Source organism: Agromyces humatus (assembly GCF_021228295.1).
Classification (GTDB): domain Bacteria; phylum Actinomycetota; class Actinomycetes; order Actinomycetales; family Microbacteriaceae; genus Agromyces; species Agromyces humatus.
Genome location: NZ_JAJQPD010000012.1, coordinates 33,999 through 49,200, shown reverse-complemented (window position 1 = coordinate 49,200; position 15,202 = coordinate 33,999). Strand labels below are relative to the sequence as shown.

The 15,202-nt window shown below is 69.0% G+C and carries 16 protein-coding genes; 10 read left to right on the top strand and 6 right to left on the bottom strand.

Annotated features, from left to right (window positions below):
* Positions 1-480 (top strand): hypothetical protein, encoded by a 480-nt coding sequence (locus LSF15_RS17085; RefSeq protein ID WP_232499772.1) that lies wholly within the window; start codon positions 1-3, stop codon positions 478-480.
* Positions 481-583: 103 nt separating this feature from the next.
* Here the strand turns inward: LSF15_RS17085 and LSF15_RS17080 are convergent, their stop codons facing one another.
* Together LSF15_RS17080 and LSF15_RS17075 are read right to left on the bottom strand one after the other, a co-directional pair.
* Positions 584-1,264, bottom strand: coding sequence for a winged helix-turn-helix domain-containing protein (locus LSF15_RS17080; protein ID WP_232499771.1), 681 nt, complete (start codon positions 1,262-1,264; stop codon positions 584-586).
* Complete coding sequence (locus LSF15_RS17075; protein WP_232499770.1) at positions 1,261-2,535, bottom strand: sensor histidine kinase; 1,275 nt, start codon at positions 2,533-2,535, stop codon at positions 1,261-1,263. Before LSF15_RS17075 ends, LSF15_RS17080 begins: the two co-directional genes overlap by 4 nt.
* A 184-nt stretch (positions 2,536-2,719) precedes the next feature.
* Here LSF15_RS17075 and phoU point away from each other — a divergent pair, with 184 nt between their 5' ends.
* Positions 2,720-3,379 carry a phosphate signaling complex protein PhoU gene (phoU, locus tag LSF15_RS17070; protein ID WP_232499769.1) on the top strand — a complete coding sequence of 220 codons (660 nt, stop codon included), beginning with the start codon at positions 2,720-2,722 and terminating at the stop codon, positions 3,377-3,379.
* A gap of 57 nt (positions 3,380-3,436) precedes the next feature.
* On the opposite strand, the gene LSF15_RS17065 is transcribed toward phoU, so the two are convergent.
* Positions 3,437-4,183: a phosphoglyceromutase gene (locus LSF15_RS17065; protein ID WP_232499768.1), complete on the bottom strand. Its 747-nt coding sequence runs from the start codon at positions 4,181-4,183 to the stop codon at positions 3,437-3,439.
* Between the two features lie 74 nt (positions 4,184-4,257).
* On the opposite strand from LSF15_RS17065, the gene LSF15_RS17060 reads away from it, so the two are divergent.
* The 4 genes from LSF15_RS17060 (at position 4,258) to LSF15_RS17050 (ending at position 7,663) form a co-directional block, all read left to right on the top strand.
* Positions 4,258-5,385, top strand: a complete 1,128-nt coding sequence (locus LSF15_RS17060) for an alpha/beta fold hydrolase (protein WP_232499767.1) — start codon at positions 4,258-4,260, stop codon at positions 5,383-5,385.
* 225 nt (positions 5,386-5,610) lie between these two features.
* The gene (locus LSF15_RS18920) at positions 5,611-5,745 is read left to right on the top strand and encodes a hypothetical protein (RefSeq protein WP_269756585.1); all 135 of its coding nucleotides are present in this window, start codon (positions 5,611-5,613) and stop codon (positions 5,743-5,745) included.
* A 120-nt stretch (positions 5,746-5,865) separates the two neighbouring features.
* Positions 5,866-6,444: an OsmC family protein gene (locus LSF15_RS17055; protein ID WP_232499766.1), complete on the top strand. Its 579-nt coding sequence runs from the start codon at positions 5,866-5,868 to the stop codon at positions 6,442-6,444.
* Between the two features lie 34 nt (positions 6,445-6,478).
* Positions 6,479-7,663 (top strand): NAD(P)/FAD-dependent oxidoreductase, encoded by a 1,185-nt coding sequence (locus tag LSF15_RS17050; RefSeq protein ID WP_232499765.1) that lies wholly within the window; start codon positions 6,479-6,481, stop codon positions 7,661-7,663.
* Positions 7,664-7,703: 40 nt separating this feature from the next.
* On the opposite strand, the gene ygfZ is transcribed toward LSF15_RS17050, so the two are convergent.
* The 3 genes from ygfZ to LSF15_RS17035 form a co-directional block, all read right to left on the bottom strand.
* The gene (gene ygfZ / locus LSF15_RS17045; RefSeq protein ID WP_232499764.1) at positions 7,704-8,864 is read right to left on the bottom strand and encodes a CAF17-like 4Fe-4S cluster assembly/insertion protein YgfZ; all 1,161 of its coding nucleotides are present in this window, start codon (positions 8,862-8,864) and stop codon (positions 7,704-7,706) included.
* Entirely contained in the window at positions 8,864-9,472 is a 609-nt protein-coding gene (locus LSF15_RS17040; protein WP_232499763.1) for a nitrobindin family protein, read from the bottom strand. The genes ygfZ and LSF15_RS17040 overlap by 1 nt, the downstream gene beginning before the upstream one ends.
* Before the next feature lie 151 nt (positions 9,473-9,623).
* Positions 9,624-9,938, bottom strand: coding sequence for a hypothetical protein (locus LSF15_RS17035; RefSeq protein ID WP_232499762.1), 315 nt, complete (start codon positions 9,936-9,938; stop codon positions 9,624-9,626).
* Positions 9,939-10,020: 82 nt separating this feature from the next.
* Here LSF15_RS17035 and LSF15_RS17030 point away from each other — a divergent pair, with 82 nt between their 5' ends.
* The 4 genes from LSF15_RS17030 (at position 10,021) to LSF15_RS17015 (ending at position 15,136) form a co-directional block, all read left to right on the top strand.
* The gene (locus tag LSF15_RS17030; protein ID WP_232499761.1) at positions 10,021-10,710 is read left to right on the top strand and encodes a response regulator transcription factor; all 690 of its coding nucleotides are present in this window, start codon (positions 10,021-10,023) and stop codon (positions 10,708-10,710) included.
* Positions 10,711-10,754: 44 nt separating this feature from the next.
* Positions 10,755-12,944 (top strand): RNA degradosome polyphosphate kinase, encoded by a 2,190-nt coding sequence (locus LSF15_RS17025; protein WP_232499760.1) that lies wholly within the window; start codon positions 10,755-10,757, stop codon positions 12,942-12,944.
* Positions 12,941-13,879, top strand: a complete 939-nt coding sequence (locus LSF15_RS17020) for an NUDIX hydrolase (protein WP_232499759.1) — start codon at positions 12,941-12,943, stop codon at positions 13,877-13,879. The genes LSF15_RS17025 and LSF15_RS17020 overlap by 4 nt, the downstream gene beginning before the upstream one ends.
* A gap of 165 nt (positions 13,880-14,044) precedes the next feature.
* Complete coding sequence (locus LSF15_RS17015) at positions 14,045-15,136, top strand: phosphate ABC transporter substrate-binding protein PstS (RefSeq protein WP_232499758.1); 1,092 nt, start codon at positions 14,045-14,047, stop codon at positions 15,134-15,136.
* The last annotated feature ends 66 nt before the right edge of the window (positions 15,137-15,202 follow it).

Genomic DNA, 15,202 nt, shown 5'->3' with positions numbered 1-15,202 from the left:
GTGAAGGCGCGTCTCGCGGCATCCGCTGCTCTCGCTCTCGGCATCGCGCTCGGCGCGAGCGGTTGCGCGATGCTCACCTATCAGGCGACGACCGAGCCCTACGATGCGAGCGACGGGGTCGCCGCCGATGTCGGCGATCTCGACCTGCGCAACATCCTCGTCGTGAGCGACGACGGCGACGAGGGCAACCTCGTGCTCACCGTCGTCAACAACGGCGAAGACGACGTCGAGCTCGACGTGCAGCTCGTCGCCAGCGGCGACACGCAGACGATCGAGGTCGCAGCGGGCTCCACCGTGGGCCTCGGCGCCGCCGACGTCGAGGGCATCGACGTCCTCGACCCCATCCTGCTCGAGGGCATCGACACGCAGCCCGGCGGACTCGTCGACCTCTACTTCCAGTACGGCTCGGCCGAGGGCATCGAGATCGGCGTGCCGGTGCTCGACAGCCGCCTGCCCGAGTACTCCGGCCTGGCCCCCTGACGCACGGCGGCGCCGACCCGGCGCCGGCACGGAACGAACGAATGAGCGGATGCCCCGGGGCATCCGCTCATTCGTCGCTGCGGGCCTCGTGCACTCCGAGGGATCAGGCCTCGAAGCGATAGCCGAGCCCGCGCACGGTGACGAGCTGTACGGGCTCGGAGGGCTGCTGCTCGATCTTCGACCGGATGCGCTTGATGTGCACGTCGAGCGTCTTCGTGTCGCCGAAGTAGTCGGAACCCCACACCCGGTCGATGAGCTGGCCGCGCGTGAGCACGCGACCGGGGTTGCGCATGAGCAGTTCGAGCAACTCGAATTCCTTGAGCGGCATGGGCACCGCCGTGCCGTCGACCTCGACGGTGTGCCGGTCGACGTCCATGCGCACCCGACCGCCCTCGAGGATCGCCTCGTCGTAGTCGTCGATCTCGGTGCGCCGCCGCAGCACCGCGCGGATGCGGGCGAGGAGCTCGCGCGTGGAGTACGGCTTCGTGACGTAGTCGTCGGCGCCGAGCTCGAGGCCCACGACGATGTCGATCTCGGAGTCCTTCGCCGTGAGCATGATGATCGGCACCGTCGAGCGCGAGCGGATCTCGCGGCAGACCTCGGTGCCCGGCAGGCCGGGCAGCATGAGGTCGAGCAGCATGATGTCGGGCTCGGTCTGGTCGAACGCGGCGATCGCCGCGGGGCCGTCGGCGGCGACCTCCACCTCGTACCCCTCGCGCTCGAGCAGGAAGCTCAGGGGGTCGCTCAGTGCGATCTCGTCTTCGACGAGCAGGATTCGAGTCACGTACGGTCTCCTGGTTCGGATGCTGCGAGGTTCGCAGCGCGTCTGGTGCCGCGCGATGCGGCAAGTGGCGGAGCGGCGGCGGCACCGGGTTCGGCCGGTGGCCCGGCCGAACCGGCCGGGTCGGCCGATTCGGACGCCTCGATGGGCGGTTCCGCGAGCGGGAGCCGGATCATGAACGTCGATCCCCTGCCGGGCTGCGACCACACTCTCACGTCGCCGCCGTGGTTCTGCACCGTGTGCTTGACGATGCTGAGCCCGAGGCCCGAACCGCCGGTGTTGCGCGCACGCGCCTGGTCGATGCGGTAGAACCGCTCGAACACCCGCTCGAGTTCATCGGACTCGATGCCGATGCCCTGGTCGGTGACCGCGATCTCGACGGCCCCGTCGACGATCTTCGTGCCCACGCCGACACGGCCGCCTTCGCTGGAGTAGGCGATCGCGTTCGCGATGAGGTTGTGCACCGCGACGATCAGCAACGACCGGTCGCCGTACACCTCGGCGTTCGACGATGCCCGGACCGCGACCTCGACGCCCTTCGCCGTCGCGACGACCCGGTTCTGCTCGACGGCCGCCGCCACGATCTCGTCGACCCCGAGCAGCACATCGGTGCGCAACGCCCCGCGCGCCTGCAGCCGGGACAGCTCGATGACCTCGCTCGTGATGTGCGCGAGCCGGCCGGCCTCGACTGAGAGACGGCCGGCGAAGCGCCGCACCTGGTCGGGTTCGTCGGCAGCCTGGTCGATCGCCTCGGCCAGCAGGCTGACCGAGGCGATCGGGGTCTTCAGCTCGTGGCTGATGTTCGCGACGAAGTCGCGTCGCACCTCATCGAGCCGGAACGACTCGGTGCGATCCTCGGCGAGGAGCAGCACGAATCGGGTGCCGAGGCGCGCCGAGCGCACGCGCAGCCGCAAGGGGGTGTCGGCGAACGGCCCCCGGGAGACGATGTACTCCTCGCCGACGATCGGTTCGCCCGTGCGGCGCACCGATGCGACGATGTCGAGCAGCTCGGGGTGCACGAGCTGCTGGTTGCGCACGAGCCCCATGGCGACGGCCCCCGGCGAGGCGCGCAGCACGTTGTTCGACGGATCGAGCACGACTCCGGCGGACTCCATGACATCGAGCACCTGGTCGACCCCGTCGGGAATCGTCGGCGCGACGACCTTCGCCGCGCTGGCTCCGCGGCGTTCGGCCATGTGCAGCACGATCATGAATGCGGCGCCCAGGAAGAGGCCGAAGGCAAGCGCGGTGAGCACCAGCCACGTGGAGTCCATGCGTTCAAGACTAACCAGCCGATCACGCCGCCTCGGCCATTGTCCGCCTGTGCGGCGGTACGTTAGTGGGTGTTCAGCCTCCGGGCACCTGCTGTTCACCTGCCGCCGGGAGGATGTCCCGGGGCCGCAGTGCCCTTCCGTCCCGCGCTCGCTGCGCGAGACTCCGAGAGACAAGGATTCGTACATGCGTGAGGTGTTCCAGCAGGAGCTGGCCGAGGTTCAGGACCGACTGGTGGAGCTCGCCGAACTCGTCGCCGAGTCGATCGACAAGGCCACGCGCGCGTTCCACAAGTCCGAGGTGAGCCTGGCTGAAGAGGTGATCGCCAGCGACAACTTCATCGACCAGCGCACCGTCGCACTCGACGAGCTCGCCATCACGATCCTCGCCCGCCAGCAGCCGGTCGCCCGCGACCTGCGCATCGTCGTGAGCGCATTGCGCATCAGCGCCTCGCTCGAGCGCATGGGCGACATGTCCACCCACATCGCGCAGCTCGCTCGCTACCGCTTCCCCGACAAGGTCGTGCCCAAGTCGCTGCGCTCGACGTTCGCCGAGATGGGCCAGCTCGACGTCGAGATCGCGCGCAAGCTCGTCGAGCTGCTGCGCACCGAAGACGCGCAGCTCGCTGAAGAGATCCGCAACGACGACGACAAGGTCGACGCGCTGCATCTCGTGGTGTTCGACAAGGTGCTCGGCGAGACCTGGAAGGGCCAGGCCGTCGACACGGTCGACGCCACGCTCGCGAGCCGATACCACGAGCGCTTCGCCGACCACGCGGTGTCGATCGCCAAGAAGGTGCAGTACCTCGTGACCGGCGACTGGGATCCCGAGAAGTCCGCGAGCTGACGCGGGAACGACCGAGGGCGAGGGATCATCGATCCCTCGCCCTCGGTCGTGCTCGGGCTACTTGGCGCCCTGTGCGGCGACGGCCGCGGCACCCGCCGCGGCGGCCTCGGGGTCGAGGTACTCCCCCGCGCCGATGGGCATGAAGTCGTCGTCGAGGCGGTACACGAGGGGGATGCCCGTGGGGATGTTGAGCTCGGCGATCTCGTCGTCGCTGATGCCGTCGAGGTGCTTCACGAGCGCGCGCAGCGAGTTGCCGTGGGCGGTGACGAGCACGACCTTGCCGGCGGCGAGGTCGGGGATGATGTCGGACTCCCAGTAGGGCAGCATGCGCGCGATGACGTCTTTCAGGCACTCGGTGCGCGGCAGTTCACCATCGGCGAGGTTCGCGTAGCGCGGGTCGCCGACCTGCGACCACTCGGCGTCGTCGGCCAGCACGGGCGGCGGCACGTCGAACGAGCGGCGCCAGAGCTGGAACTGCTCGGGACCGTACTTCTCGAGCGTCTCGGCCTTGTCGAGACCCTGCAGCGCGCCGTAGTGGCGCTCGTTCAGCCGCCACGAGCGACGCACGTCGATCCACGCGCGATCGGCGACGTCGAGGGCGATGTTCGCGGTCTGGATGGCGCGGGTGAGCACCGAGGTGTGCTGCACGTCGGGAAGGAGCCCCGACTCGCGCAGCAGCTCGCCCGCGCGGGCGGCTTCGGTCTCGCCGAGCTCGGAGAGCCTGACGTCGACCCAACCGGTGAACAGGTTCTTCTGGTTCCATTCGCTGTTGCCGTGACGGAGCAGCACGAGGGTGTGTGGCATGCGAACAGCCTACCGGCGGGACATCCGCCAGCCCTGATCGCGTGAATCCCGATGACCCGGGCACATAATTGATCATGGGCGAGCCCAGACAGCGGATCCGATTCTGCCAGGCAGCCGACGGTGTTCGGATCGCTTTGGCAGAGGTCGGGGAGGGTCCGCCACTGGTCAAGGCTGCGAACTACCTCACTCATCTCGAGTTCGACTGGGTCAGCCCGGTCTGGCGGCACTGGCTCGCTGCATTGTCGTCGGGTCATCGGTTGATCCGCTACGACGAACGCGGCTGCGGGCTGTCGGACTGGGAGGTCGAGGATTTCTCACTCAACGCCTGGGTCACCGATCTGGAAACCGTGGTCGACAGCCTGCACCTCGAACACTTCCCGCTCCTCGGCATCTCTCAGGGGGGAGCCGTCGCGATCGCGTACGCGGTGCGGCATCCTGAGAGGGTTTCCCGTCTGGTCCTGTACGGAGCGTATGCACAGGGTCGCCTCCGCCGCAGTACGACCCCAGAACAGCGCCAGGAAGCCTTCACACTGCTCGACCTGATGCGGCTGGGATGGGGCCAGGACAACCCTGCCTTTCGGCAGGTGTTCACCACGCTGTTCATGCCCGACGCGACCCCGGAGCAGACACGATCGCTCAACGAGCTGCAGCGACGAACGACGTCTCCGGCGAATGCGGTTCTCTTCGAGGAGGCGTTCTACGCTCTTGATGTGACCGAGCTAGCGAGAACGGTGTCAGTTCCGACGCTGATTCTGCATGCCCGCAACGACGCAATGATCCCGTTCGAGGAGGGTCGACGTCTCGCGGGCCTGATCCCTGAGAGCACGTTCGTACCCCTTGACAGCAAGAACCACATCCTCGTGGAGGGCGAGCCGGCCTGGACGCGCTTCGTGGAGGAGATCGGAGCGTTCGTCGACCACACGCCCACCGATCGTGGTCAACTCGGCGGAGGCGACATCGTGGGTGAGCTCAGCCCACGTGAACACGAAGTCCTGGAGTTGATCTCACTGGGGCTCAGCAATGCCGAGATCGCCGAGCGGCTCTTCATCAGCCCGCATACGTTGCGCAATCACATCACCCACGTGTTCTCCAAGTTGAACACCGACACCCGAGCCCAGGCCATCGTCATGGCCAGGGAGGCCGGGATGGGGCGGTCGGGGATGGACCAGACCGGTCGCCCGCAGAGCTCCGACATCACCTGACCTTTCGAGGGCCCGGGCAGCGCGAACCCCGGATCGCCGCACATTGGGAGCGCTGTCCCACACCGCGGCGCCGCGGCGGGAGCCATGGGGCGAGAAGTAGGAGCGGGCTCTCATGCGCCCGTGTCACTCCGGTCGGCATCATCGATGCGTACACCACGGAAGAGCGGATGCCGACCCCCGCGGAGCGTCCGCTGTCGTCATCCCCTTTCACGGAAGGAATCCGCCATGCTGCTCGCACTGTTCGTCGTCCTGGTGTTGCTCGCGCTCGCCGCCGCGTACGCAGGAATCGTCGCCCTCGGTGCACGGGTGAGGCGGATTCCGTTCGACCCCGGCTACGACTCGCGGCGCCCCGTGCCGTGACCAGTCGCACGGATCCCCGCAGTAGCCGACCGGGCGGCCCGCGATGCCGCGACGCAATGCGCTGTTGATCGAGACCCACCACCACCTGCACGCGAAGCAGCACAGAAGAGAGAAGCCACCATGTCTGAAACCACAACCACCGTCGTGCGTCCGCCCCTGAACGGCGTCGACGTGCCCACCCTGTTCGCGACGTTGAACGCCGTGAAAGAGACCCCGGAGATCGCGAAGTTCCGGTTCCGCGCCCGCAACACATGGGAGGGCGGCACCCACAGCCGATCCGAGTTCTCCGGGTTCTACGGGGCGATGCAGGAGATACAGCACAACCACGTCACCGAGGTGCACGCCGATCACCCCGCCGTGCTGGTGGGCGCAGATCACGCCCCGACGCCGGTGGAGTTCCTGCTGCACGCCATCGCAGCGTGCCTGACCGCGGGCATCGGCAACATCGCCGCCGCGCGGGGCATTCCGCTGCACCACATCAGCTCGACCGTCGAAGGCGACGTCGATCTGCTCGGCATCCTCGGGCTGTCAGACGAAGTCCGCAACGGCTACCGGAGTATGAAGGTCACCTTCACGATCGCCGGCGACGCCGACGCCGATACCTTGCGCGGGCTCGTCGAGCAATCCCGCCGCCGGTCGGCGGTCTACGACGCGCTCACCAACCCGACACCCGTCGAGATCGAGGTCGTCACCCACTGAGGTCCCGGCGCGACCGTACCGACGGGAGACACCGATGGACGAGTACGACGTGATCGTCGTCGGCGCGCGGGTCGCCGGCGCACCGACGGCGATGCTGCTGGCGCAAGCCGGAGCCCGGGTGCTGCTGCTCGATCGTGGTCGCGCCGGTTCCGACACGGTGTCGACCCACGCGCTGATGCGCGGCGGAGTTCTCCAGCTCAGCCGCTGGGGGCTGCTCGACCGCATCATCGCCGCGGGTACCCCACCGGTGAGCGACGTGTCCATCCACTGCGCCGGTCAAGACCCCGTGCAGGTCCGGGTCCGGCCGAGTCCGGGCGTGGACGCCCTCTACGCACCGCGGCGGCATCTGCTGGACGGCATCCTCGTCGACGCCGCCGCGAATGCCGGGGTCGATGTCGTCCACGAGGCGGCCGTCGTCGACCTCCTGCGCGACCGGGACGAGCGGGTGCGCGGCGTCTCCACCGTGAACAGCGCCGAACACCACGCCGCATATGTCGTTGGCGCCGATGGCATCGCCTCGACGGTGGCCGGGCTCACGGACGCCGAGTTGACGATGGTCGCCCCCTCGTCCAGCGGAGTCCGGTACGCGTACTTCGAGGGCCTCGACGACCGCGGCTACGAGTGGTACTACGGCGATCACGCCGCCTGCGGGATCATCCCCACGAACAACGGCCAGCACTGCGTGTTCGTGGCGACGGCGTCGGAGTCGATGCGCGCGGTGCGTCGCGGTGGATCCGATGACGACGTGTTCGCCACCCTGCTGCGGGCCGCGGCATCCGATCATGCTCCTCGGCAGCTGGGCAGCCGGCGCGTCGCGCCGTGGAGCGGCTGGGGCGGACGCGCCGGCTTCCTGCGGCAGGCCTGGGGACCCGGCTGGGCGCTGGTCGGCGACGCCGGGTACTTCAAGGATCCGATCGCGAGCCACGGCATCACCGACGCGTTCCGCGATGCGGAACTGCTCGCACACGCTCTGCTCGATGCCCTCGGCGGCCGTCGCGACGACGACGCCCTCGACGAGTACCAGCGCCGGCGCGACGCTCTGGCCCGGCCGCTGCTGCATGTCGTCGATGAGGTGGCGTCCTACGCGTGGACCGGCTCCGAAATCGGGGCCGCGCTGCGGCGGATGAGCGTCGCGATGAGCGACGAAGTCGGGCTACTCGAGTCCCTCCCGCTGCCGAGTGACCGCCAGCCCGCGATGGTGCCGGCCTCGACGTGGTGAGCCGCGCATGTCGGAGGCGGGGCGGCTGGGTCGGGGAGCGTCAGGGCTTGCGCACGCCGAGACGCGGCAGACGCGGCACATCGACGGCCGCACCGGCGCCGGCCGGGACGATCTCGACCTGTGCCGCCGCGACCTCGATGCCGTGGCTCAGCACGATCAGCGGCAGGTCGCCGGGCACCGCACGCTTGACGACCGCGAGCGCGATCGGCCCGAGCTCGTGGTGCATCGCGCTCGAGGTGATGCGGCCGACGGCGCGACGCTCGGGCGCCTCGCCGGCCTCGGGTTCGGGGCGCACCTTCTCGCCGACGACCTCGTCGCCGGGCGTGGGCAGCACCGTGTCGCTGCCGTCGAGGTGCAGCAGCACCAGCCGGCGCGGCGGACGGCCGAGGTTCAGCACCTTCGCCACCGTCTCTTGGCCCTTGTAGCAGCCCTTGCCGAGGTCGACGGCGCTGCGCAGCCAGTCGAGCTCGTGCGGGATCGTCTTCTCGTCGACCTCGGTCGCGAGGCGCGGGCGCCACGCGGCGACGCGCAGCGCCTCGGCGGCGAGCGATCCGGCGACGGCGACGCGGCCCGCGGCGACGGCGGCGGCCGCGTCGGCGAGGGCGGGGCGCGGCACGATGCGCTCGATCCACTGCCAGGCGGATGCCGGGTGGCCGGCCGGTTCGGCGTACTGGTGGGCTCCGGGCGGGGGCGAGGCCCACGGGTCGATCCAATCGAGCGCCACCCCGCCGGGCGACGCGGCAGGCGCTGCGGCATCGAGCGCCGCCCGCGACATCGCGGCGATCACGGCGAACTCGGCACTGCGGTCGGCGACCTCGACACGCAGCATGAAGCGCATGCGGTCGAGCCAGGCTGCCAGCGGCGCGGCCTCATCGCCCTCGACGATGAGCCAGGTCGATTCGCCGTCGTCGACGAGGTGCACCGCGTGCTCGATGCGACCCGATGCGTCGAGCAGCAGTGCCTCGGCACTCTCGCCGGGGGCGATGCGTTCGACGTTCTGGCTCGCCATCGAGTGCAGCCACGAGCGACGGTCGGGACCGGTGACGACCACGAGGCCGCGGTCGGAGAGATCGACGATCGCCTCGCCGCGCTCGAGCTTGCGCTGCTCGACGATGGGGTTGCCGTAGTGGCCGGCGACGCCGAGATCGAGCGACTCGGCCGGGACGGCGCCGGAGAGCGCGAGGAACGGGGAGGCGGCCATCAGTCGACCTTCGCGAGCCGGGCCGATGCATGGGTGCGCAGGTCCTGCCCGAGCGCCGCGATGTCCCAGGCCCACAGCAGGTGGGCATCGACGAGACCGTAGAGGCGCGTCGCGGCCGCGTAGTCCTTCGCCCCGGCCGCACGCATGACGGCGTCGGTGGCCAGGTCGATGCGCGGGCCCTTGACCTGACCGAGGTAGAGCTCGCTGACCCCTCCGGGATGCACGATGGAGACCTCGAGATCGAACCCGCCGCCGGTGTTGCGCAGTTGCTCGACCGCCTCTGCGTCGGGGTAGCGCGGCTCGCCGATCGCCGGCAGCAGGGCAGGCCCGGGATCGCCCTCGCCCTGCTCGCGGGCCAGCCGCCAGTAGCCGGTCTCGGTCGCGAGGGGCGTCGGCTCGCCGCCCTCGTCGGCGGGGAACAGCCAGGTGTACGACGTGTAGTTCAAGTGCGGAAGCCCGTCGTGGCTGAAGCTCACTCGTTGCCCGAACTCGTGCGTGACCGACCCGTCGCCGACCTTGTAGTCGATGACACCCGACCCCTCCCAGACCCCGAGGAGCCACGAGAGCGGAACGAGCTCGGCCGGCAGGTCGAGGGGCAGTTCGATCATCGCCACGCCTTCAGCACCTAGCGCTGTCCCTTGAAGAGCTTGTAGACGACGACCCCGCTGACCCACGCGATCGCGAGGCTCGCGAGGCCGAGCAGGCCGATGAAGAGGAGTTCGAGGGCGAGCAGCTCAGACATGCTCCGAGTCTATCGGCTCACCGCACGGCGACGGGCGCGACGACCGCGGCTGCGATCGCGACGACGACCACCGCGCCGGCGATGCTCGCCGCGACCCGGCCGACGAACCCCACGGGCCGGCGGGTCGCCAGCTGCACCACGAGCGTGGCGATCACCGCCAGCGCGAGCACGACGCCGAGTGCGGCGTAGATCCCGAGCGCACCCCGATCGCCCAACCACGCGGCACCGCCGGCGAATGCGAGACTCACGACGACGACGACGCCCGCGAGCGCGATCGCCCAGACCAACGCGATGCCGGGCCATCCGCCGCCGGTCGCCGTCTTCTCGGCCATCGTCACTCCCCGGGTTCGATGTCGCGGACCGGGCTCGCCCGTCCCGTAGTATTGACGGCACCTTACTACTGGAGGGTGTGGCGTGGCGCAGCTGCTGATCTTGACGCCGGCAGCCAACGATGACGTTCTACCGGCACTTCCGCTCCTGTCTCATCGAGTCCGGGTCATCCCGGCCTCGCCCGAGCAGCTGGTCAATGCGCCCGAATCCGATCTCGTGTTCCTCGACGCCCGCACGAACCTCGCCGGAGCCAAGGCGCTCTCCCAGATCCTGCGCACGACCGGACTCTCGGTGCCGCTCATCCTCGTCGTGACCGAGGGCGGGCTCACCGCCGTGACACCCGAGTGGGGCGTCGACGACGTGGTGCTCGAGCACGCCGGCCCCGCCGAGGTCGACGCCCGCATCCGGCTCGCCATCGGCCGGTCGCAGCGGTCGCAGCCGAATGAGCGCATCCAGACGTCGGGGGTCGTCATCGACGAGGCCAGCTACTCCGCCAAGGTGCACGGTCGGCCCCTCGATCTCACCTACAAGGAGTTCGAACTGCTGCGCTTCCTGGCCGCCCATCCCTCGAGGGTGTTCACGCGCGAGCAGTTGCTGAGCGAGGTGTGGGGCTACGACTACTTCGGCGGCACGCGCACCGTCGACGTGCACGTGCGGCGGCTCCGCGCCAAGCTCGGCGATCTCGAGAGCCTCATCGGCACCGTTCGCAACGTCGGCTATCGCTTCAACGTGCACGAAGACGACGACGAAGGGGCGCCCGTAACCGCACGTTAACCCGGTTCTCATGCCGCGTTTGCGGCGGGTGGCATGATGAGGGGATGACCGCTGACAGCCTCATCGAGGACGAGCGCACCTCCGATCGCACGTCGAGTGATTTCGACGACGACTTCGAGCCGTTCGACATCGAGGGCGCGCCCGAGCTGCCGGCCGAACGATACCTCGATCGCGAGCTCAGCTGGCTCGCGTTCAACCAGCGAGTGCTCGAGCTGGCCGAGGACCCCACGCTCCCGGTGCTCGAGCGGGCGAACTTCCTCGCCATCTTCGCGTCGAACCTCGACGAGTTCTTCATGGTGCGGGTCGCCGGCCTGAAGCGTCGCATCATGACCGGGCTCGCCGTGCCGACCAATGTCGGCCGCGCCCCGATGGACGTGCTCGTCGACATCTCGAAGAAGGCCCACGAGCTGCAGGAGCGGCACGCCACGGCCTACCAGACGCTCGTGAAGCCCGCACTCGAGGAGGTGGGCATCCAGGTCGTGACGTGGGCCGAACTCGGCGACGACGAGCACGCCCACCTTCGTGCATACTTCGGCGCACAGATCTTCCCCGTGCTGATGCCGCTCGCGGTCGACCCGGCCCACCCGTTCCCGTACATCTCGGGGCTCTCGCTCAACCTCTCGGTTCGCGTGCGCAACAGCCGCACCGGGCGTCAGGAGTTCGCGCGCGTCAAAGTGCCGCAGATGCTGCCCCGCTTCGTGCGCGTCGACCCCAGCGAGTCGGTGCAGCGCGTGCGGTACATCACGCTCGAAGACCTCATCGCCAACCACCTCGGCGATCTCTTCCCCGGCATGGAGATCGTCGAGCACCACGTGTTCCGGGTCACCCGCAACGAAGACGTCGAGATCGAAGAGGACGAGACCGAGAACCTCATCAAGGCGCTCGAGAAAGAGCTGCTGCGCCGCCGGTTCGGACCGCCCATCCGGCTCGAGATCACCGACGACATGGACGAGGTGACCCTCGGCCTGCTCGTTCGCGAACTCGACGTCACCGAGCAGGAGGTCTACCGCCTCCCGGCACCACTCGATCTCGGCGGGCTGTTCGACCTCGCCAGGATCGACCGGCCCGAGCTGCACTACGGCACACACGTGCCGACCACCGCGGTGCAGTTCCAGCCCGCCGAACCCAACCGGCGCGCCGACGTGTTCAAGGCGATCGCGCGTCAAGACGTCCTCGTGCACCACCCCTACGAGTCGTTCGCGACGAGTGTGCAGGCCTTCCTCGAGCAGGCTGCGGCCGACCCCGACGTGCTCGCCATCAAGCAGACGCTGTACCGCACGTCGGGCGACAGTCCCATCGTCGAGGCACTCATCGACGCCGCCGAGTCGGGCAAGCAGGTGCTCGCGCTCGTCGAGATCAAGGCCAGGTTCGACGAGCAGGCCAACATCACGTGGGCCAGAAAGCTCGAGAAGGCGGGCGTGCACGTGGTCTACGGGCTCGTCGGGCTGAAGACCCACTGCAAGCTCGCGCTCGTCATTCGTCAAGAGAAAGACGGCCTCCGCCACTACAGCCACATCGGCACCGGCAATTACAACCCGAAGACGAGCCGCATCTACGAAGACCTCGGGCTGTTCACGACCGACGACCAGGTCGGCAAAGACCTGACCCGCCTGTTCAACGAGCTGTCGGGCTACGCCATCGAGAAGAAGTTCAAGCGACTGCTCGTGGCCCCCCTGCACCTGCGCAAGGGACTGCTCAAGCTCATCGCCACCGAGATCCGCAACGCAGAGGCCGGCCGGCCATCGGGCATCCGCATCAAGGTGAATTCGATGGTCGACGAGGCGATCATCGACGCCCTCTACCGCGCCTCGAACTCAGGCGTCCCCGTCGACGTGTGGGTGCGCGGCATCTGCAGCCTGAGACCCGGCATCCCGGGGCTCAGCGAGAACATCAGGGTGCGCTCCATCCTCGGCCGGTACCTCGAGCACTCCCGCATCTTCACGTTCGTGAACGACGGCGACGTGCAGACCTACATCGGCTCGGCCGACATGATGCACCGCAACCTCGACCGACGCGTCGAGGCACTCGTACGACTCACCGAACCCACGCACCTCGCCGAGATCAGCGCACTGTTCGACCAGGCGATGGATGACTCGACGAGCACGTGGCACCTCGCGGGCGACGGCGTGTGGACGCGTCACTCGACCGATGCATCCGGGCTGCCGCTCACCGACCTGCAGAACCGGCAGATGCTCGAGATCGCCCAGCGCAAGCGCACCGGAAAACGCCGGTGACCTCGACGGCGATCTACGCCGCGGGTGCCGTCTGCTGGCGCATCATCGATGGCAAGGTGCACGTGCTGGTGATCCACCGCACGGTGTACGGCGATGTCACCATCCCCAAGGGCAAGGTCGACCCGGGCGAGTCGCTGCCGCAGACCGCGGTGCGCGAGATCGCCGAAGAGACCGGGCTCGCGGTCGCGCTCGGGGTTCCGCTCGGCGTCTCGCGCTATCCGCTGTCGAGCGGACGCGAGAAGATCGTGCACTACTGGTCCGCCGAGGTGAGCGAGCGCGCCGTGCAGCAGTCGACGTTCAAGCCGAACGCCGAGGTGGCCGCGGTCGAGTGGGTGACCCTCAAGCGAGCGCGCGGATACCTGAGCTACGAGCCCGACGTCGAGATCCTCGACAACTTCGCGAAGCTCGTCGACCAGGGCGTGACCTCGACGTTCTCCCTCACGCTCCTGCGTCATGGCAAGGCGGTCGGACGCAGCGGCTGGACCGGCGCCGACGCCTCACGGCCCCTGACCGAACGCGGTGTCGCGCAAGCGGCGGGTCTCGTGCACGCGCTCCCCGCGTGGGGCCTCAAGCGCATCGTGTCGAGCCCGGCGGTTCGCTGCGTCACGACCGTCGCCCCGCTCGGGGCGGCCACCGGCATCACGGTCAAGCGCGATGCCGGCATCAGCCAGGACGCGTGGGAGGCCGGCGACGGCGAGGTGCGTCGCGTGATCGGCAAACGGGTGCGATCGGGCAAGAACGCGGTGCTCTGCAGCCACGGCCCCGTCCTGCCCGAGATCATGCGCGAGGTCGCGTTGGCGACGGGCACCCCGCTCGGTTCGTATGTGACGGATGCCGCGGGGCTCGAGCCCGGCGCGTTCAGCGTCGTGCACCTCTCCGCGTCGAATTCGGGCTCGGGCATCATCGCCATCGAGACGCACGCGCCCCGCGCCTAGCATCCGGTTCCTGAGAGCGGTCTCCACGGGACATCCGGAGCGACAGCGCTCGTTCACCTTCCGTTTACCAACGCGGCGCAAGTTGGTAAGCCGCGCTGATTAGCGTCGCAGGCGGGTCGGCACCGGCCCGAAAATCCTGCAAACGAACCCCGGAAGGGAATTCACGTGAACCTCAAGCGTTTCGGCGTGCCTGCCGTCATCGCCGTCACCGCGGCACTCGCACTCAGCTCCTGTGCCGCGAACGAAGGCGGAGCTGCCCCCGAAGAGTCGGCTTCGACGCTCTCGGGCAACCTCGTCGGCGCAGGCGCCTCCTCGCAGGACGCCGCACAGCAGTCGTGGATCGCAGGCTTCCAGACCGCGAACCCCGACGTCACGATCGACTACGACCCCTCGGGCTCGGGTGCAGGTCGCGAGACCTTCCTCGAGGGTGCGAGCGACTTCGCCGGTTCCGACCGCGCGTTCAACGACGAGGAGCTCGCCGCGGGCGGCTTCGCGAGGTGCGCGCCCGACTCGACCATCGTCGAGCTGCCGCTCTACATCTCCCCGATCGCCGTGATCTTCAACGTCGAGGGCGTCGACACGCTCAACCTCGACGCGGCCACCATCGCCGGCATCTTCGCGGGCACGATCACCAAGTGGAACGACCCGGCCATCGCCGCGACGAACCCCGACGCGACGCTGCCCGACCTGGCGATCACGCCCGTGCACCGCTCCGACGACTCGGGCACCACCGAGAACTTCACCGAGTACCTCGGTGCCGCCGCTCCCGACGTGTGGACCTACGAGGCTGACGGCGTATGGCCGTTCGAGGGCGGCGAGGCTGCGCAGGGCACCTCGGGCGTCGTCGACGCCGTGACCAACGGCACCGGCACGATCGGCTACGCCGACGCGTCGCGCGCCGGCGACCTCGGCACCGTCGCGGTGCAGGTCGGCGACGAGTTCGTCTCGTACTCGCCCGAGGCTGCCGCCGCCATCGTCGACGCCTCGCCGTTCGCCGAGGGCCGCGCCGAGGGCGACCTCGCCATCGAGCTCGACCGCACCTCGACCGAGGCCGGCGTCTACCCGGTGGTCCTCGTGAGCTACCTCATCGCCTGCGGCACCTACGCCGAGACCGAGAACGTGGAGCTCGTGACGTCGTACCTCTCGTACATCGCCAGCCCCGAGGGCCAGGACGCTGCGGCGGCCGACGCCGGCTCGGCCCCGATCTCGGACACGCTCCGCGAGCAGATCACGGCTGCGATCGACTCGATCAGCTAGTAAGTTCGTGCCCGACCCCGAGAGTTCTTCAGGAACGTCGAGGGGTCGGGCACGGCCCTGTCCCCC

Bases quoted from the DNA above. Each gene is read 5' to 3' on its own strand.
- LSF15_RS17075 (WP_232499770.1), bottom strand. From the start codon at position 2,535: ATGGACTCCACGTGGCTGGTGCTCACCGCGCTTGCCTTCGGCCTCTTC.
- phoU (WP_232499769.1), top strand. From the start codon at position 2,720: ATGCGTGAGGTGTTCCAGCAGGAGCTGGCCGAGGTTCAGGACCGACTG.
- LSF15_RS17065 (WP_232499768.1), bottom strand. From the start codon at position 4,183: ATGCCACACACCCTCGTGCTGCTCCGTCACGGCAACAGCGAATGGAAC.
- LSF15_RS17060 (WP_232499767.1), top strand. From the start codon at position 4,258: ATGGGCGAGCCCAGACAGCGGATCCGATTCTGCCAGGCAGCCGACGGT.
- LSF15_RS18920 (WP_269756585.1), top strand. From the start codon at position 5,611: ATGCTGCTCGCACTGTTCGTCGTCCTGGTGTTGCTCGCGCTCGCCGCC.
- LSF15_RS17055 (WP_232499766.1), top strand. From the start codon at position 5,866: ATGTCTGAAACCACAACCACCGTCGTGCGTCCGCCCCTGAACGGCGTC.
- LSF15_RS17050 (WP_232499765.1), top strand. From the start codon at position 6,479: ATGGACGAGTACGACGTGATCGTCGTCGGCGCGCGGGTCGCCGGCGCA.
- ygfZ (WP_232499764.1), bottom strand. From the start codon at position 8,864: ATGGCCGCCTCCCCGTTCCTCGCGCTCTCCGGCGCCGTCCCGGCCGAG.
- LSF15_RS17040 (WP_232499763.1), bottom strand. From the start codon at position 9,472: ATGATCGAACTGCCCCTCGACCTGCCGGCCGAGCTCGTTCCGCTCTCG.
- LSF15_RS17035 (WP_232499762.1), bottom strand. From the start codon at position 9,938: ATGGCCGAGAAGACGGCGACCGGCGGCGGATGGCCCGGCATCGCGTTG.
- LSF15_RS17025 (WP_232499760.1), top strand. From the start codon at position 10,755: ATGACCGCTGACAGCCTCATCGAGGACGAGCGCACCTCCGATCGCACG.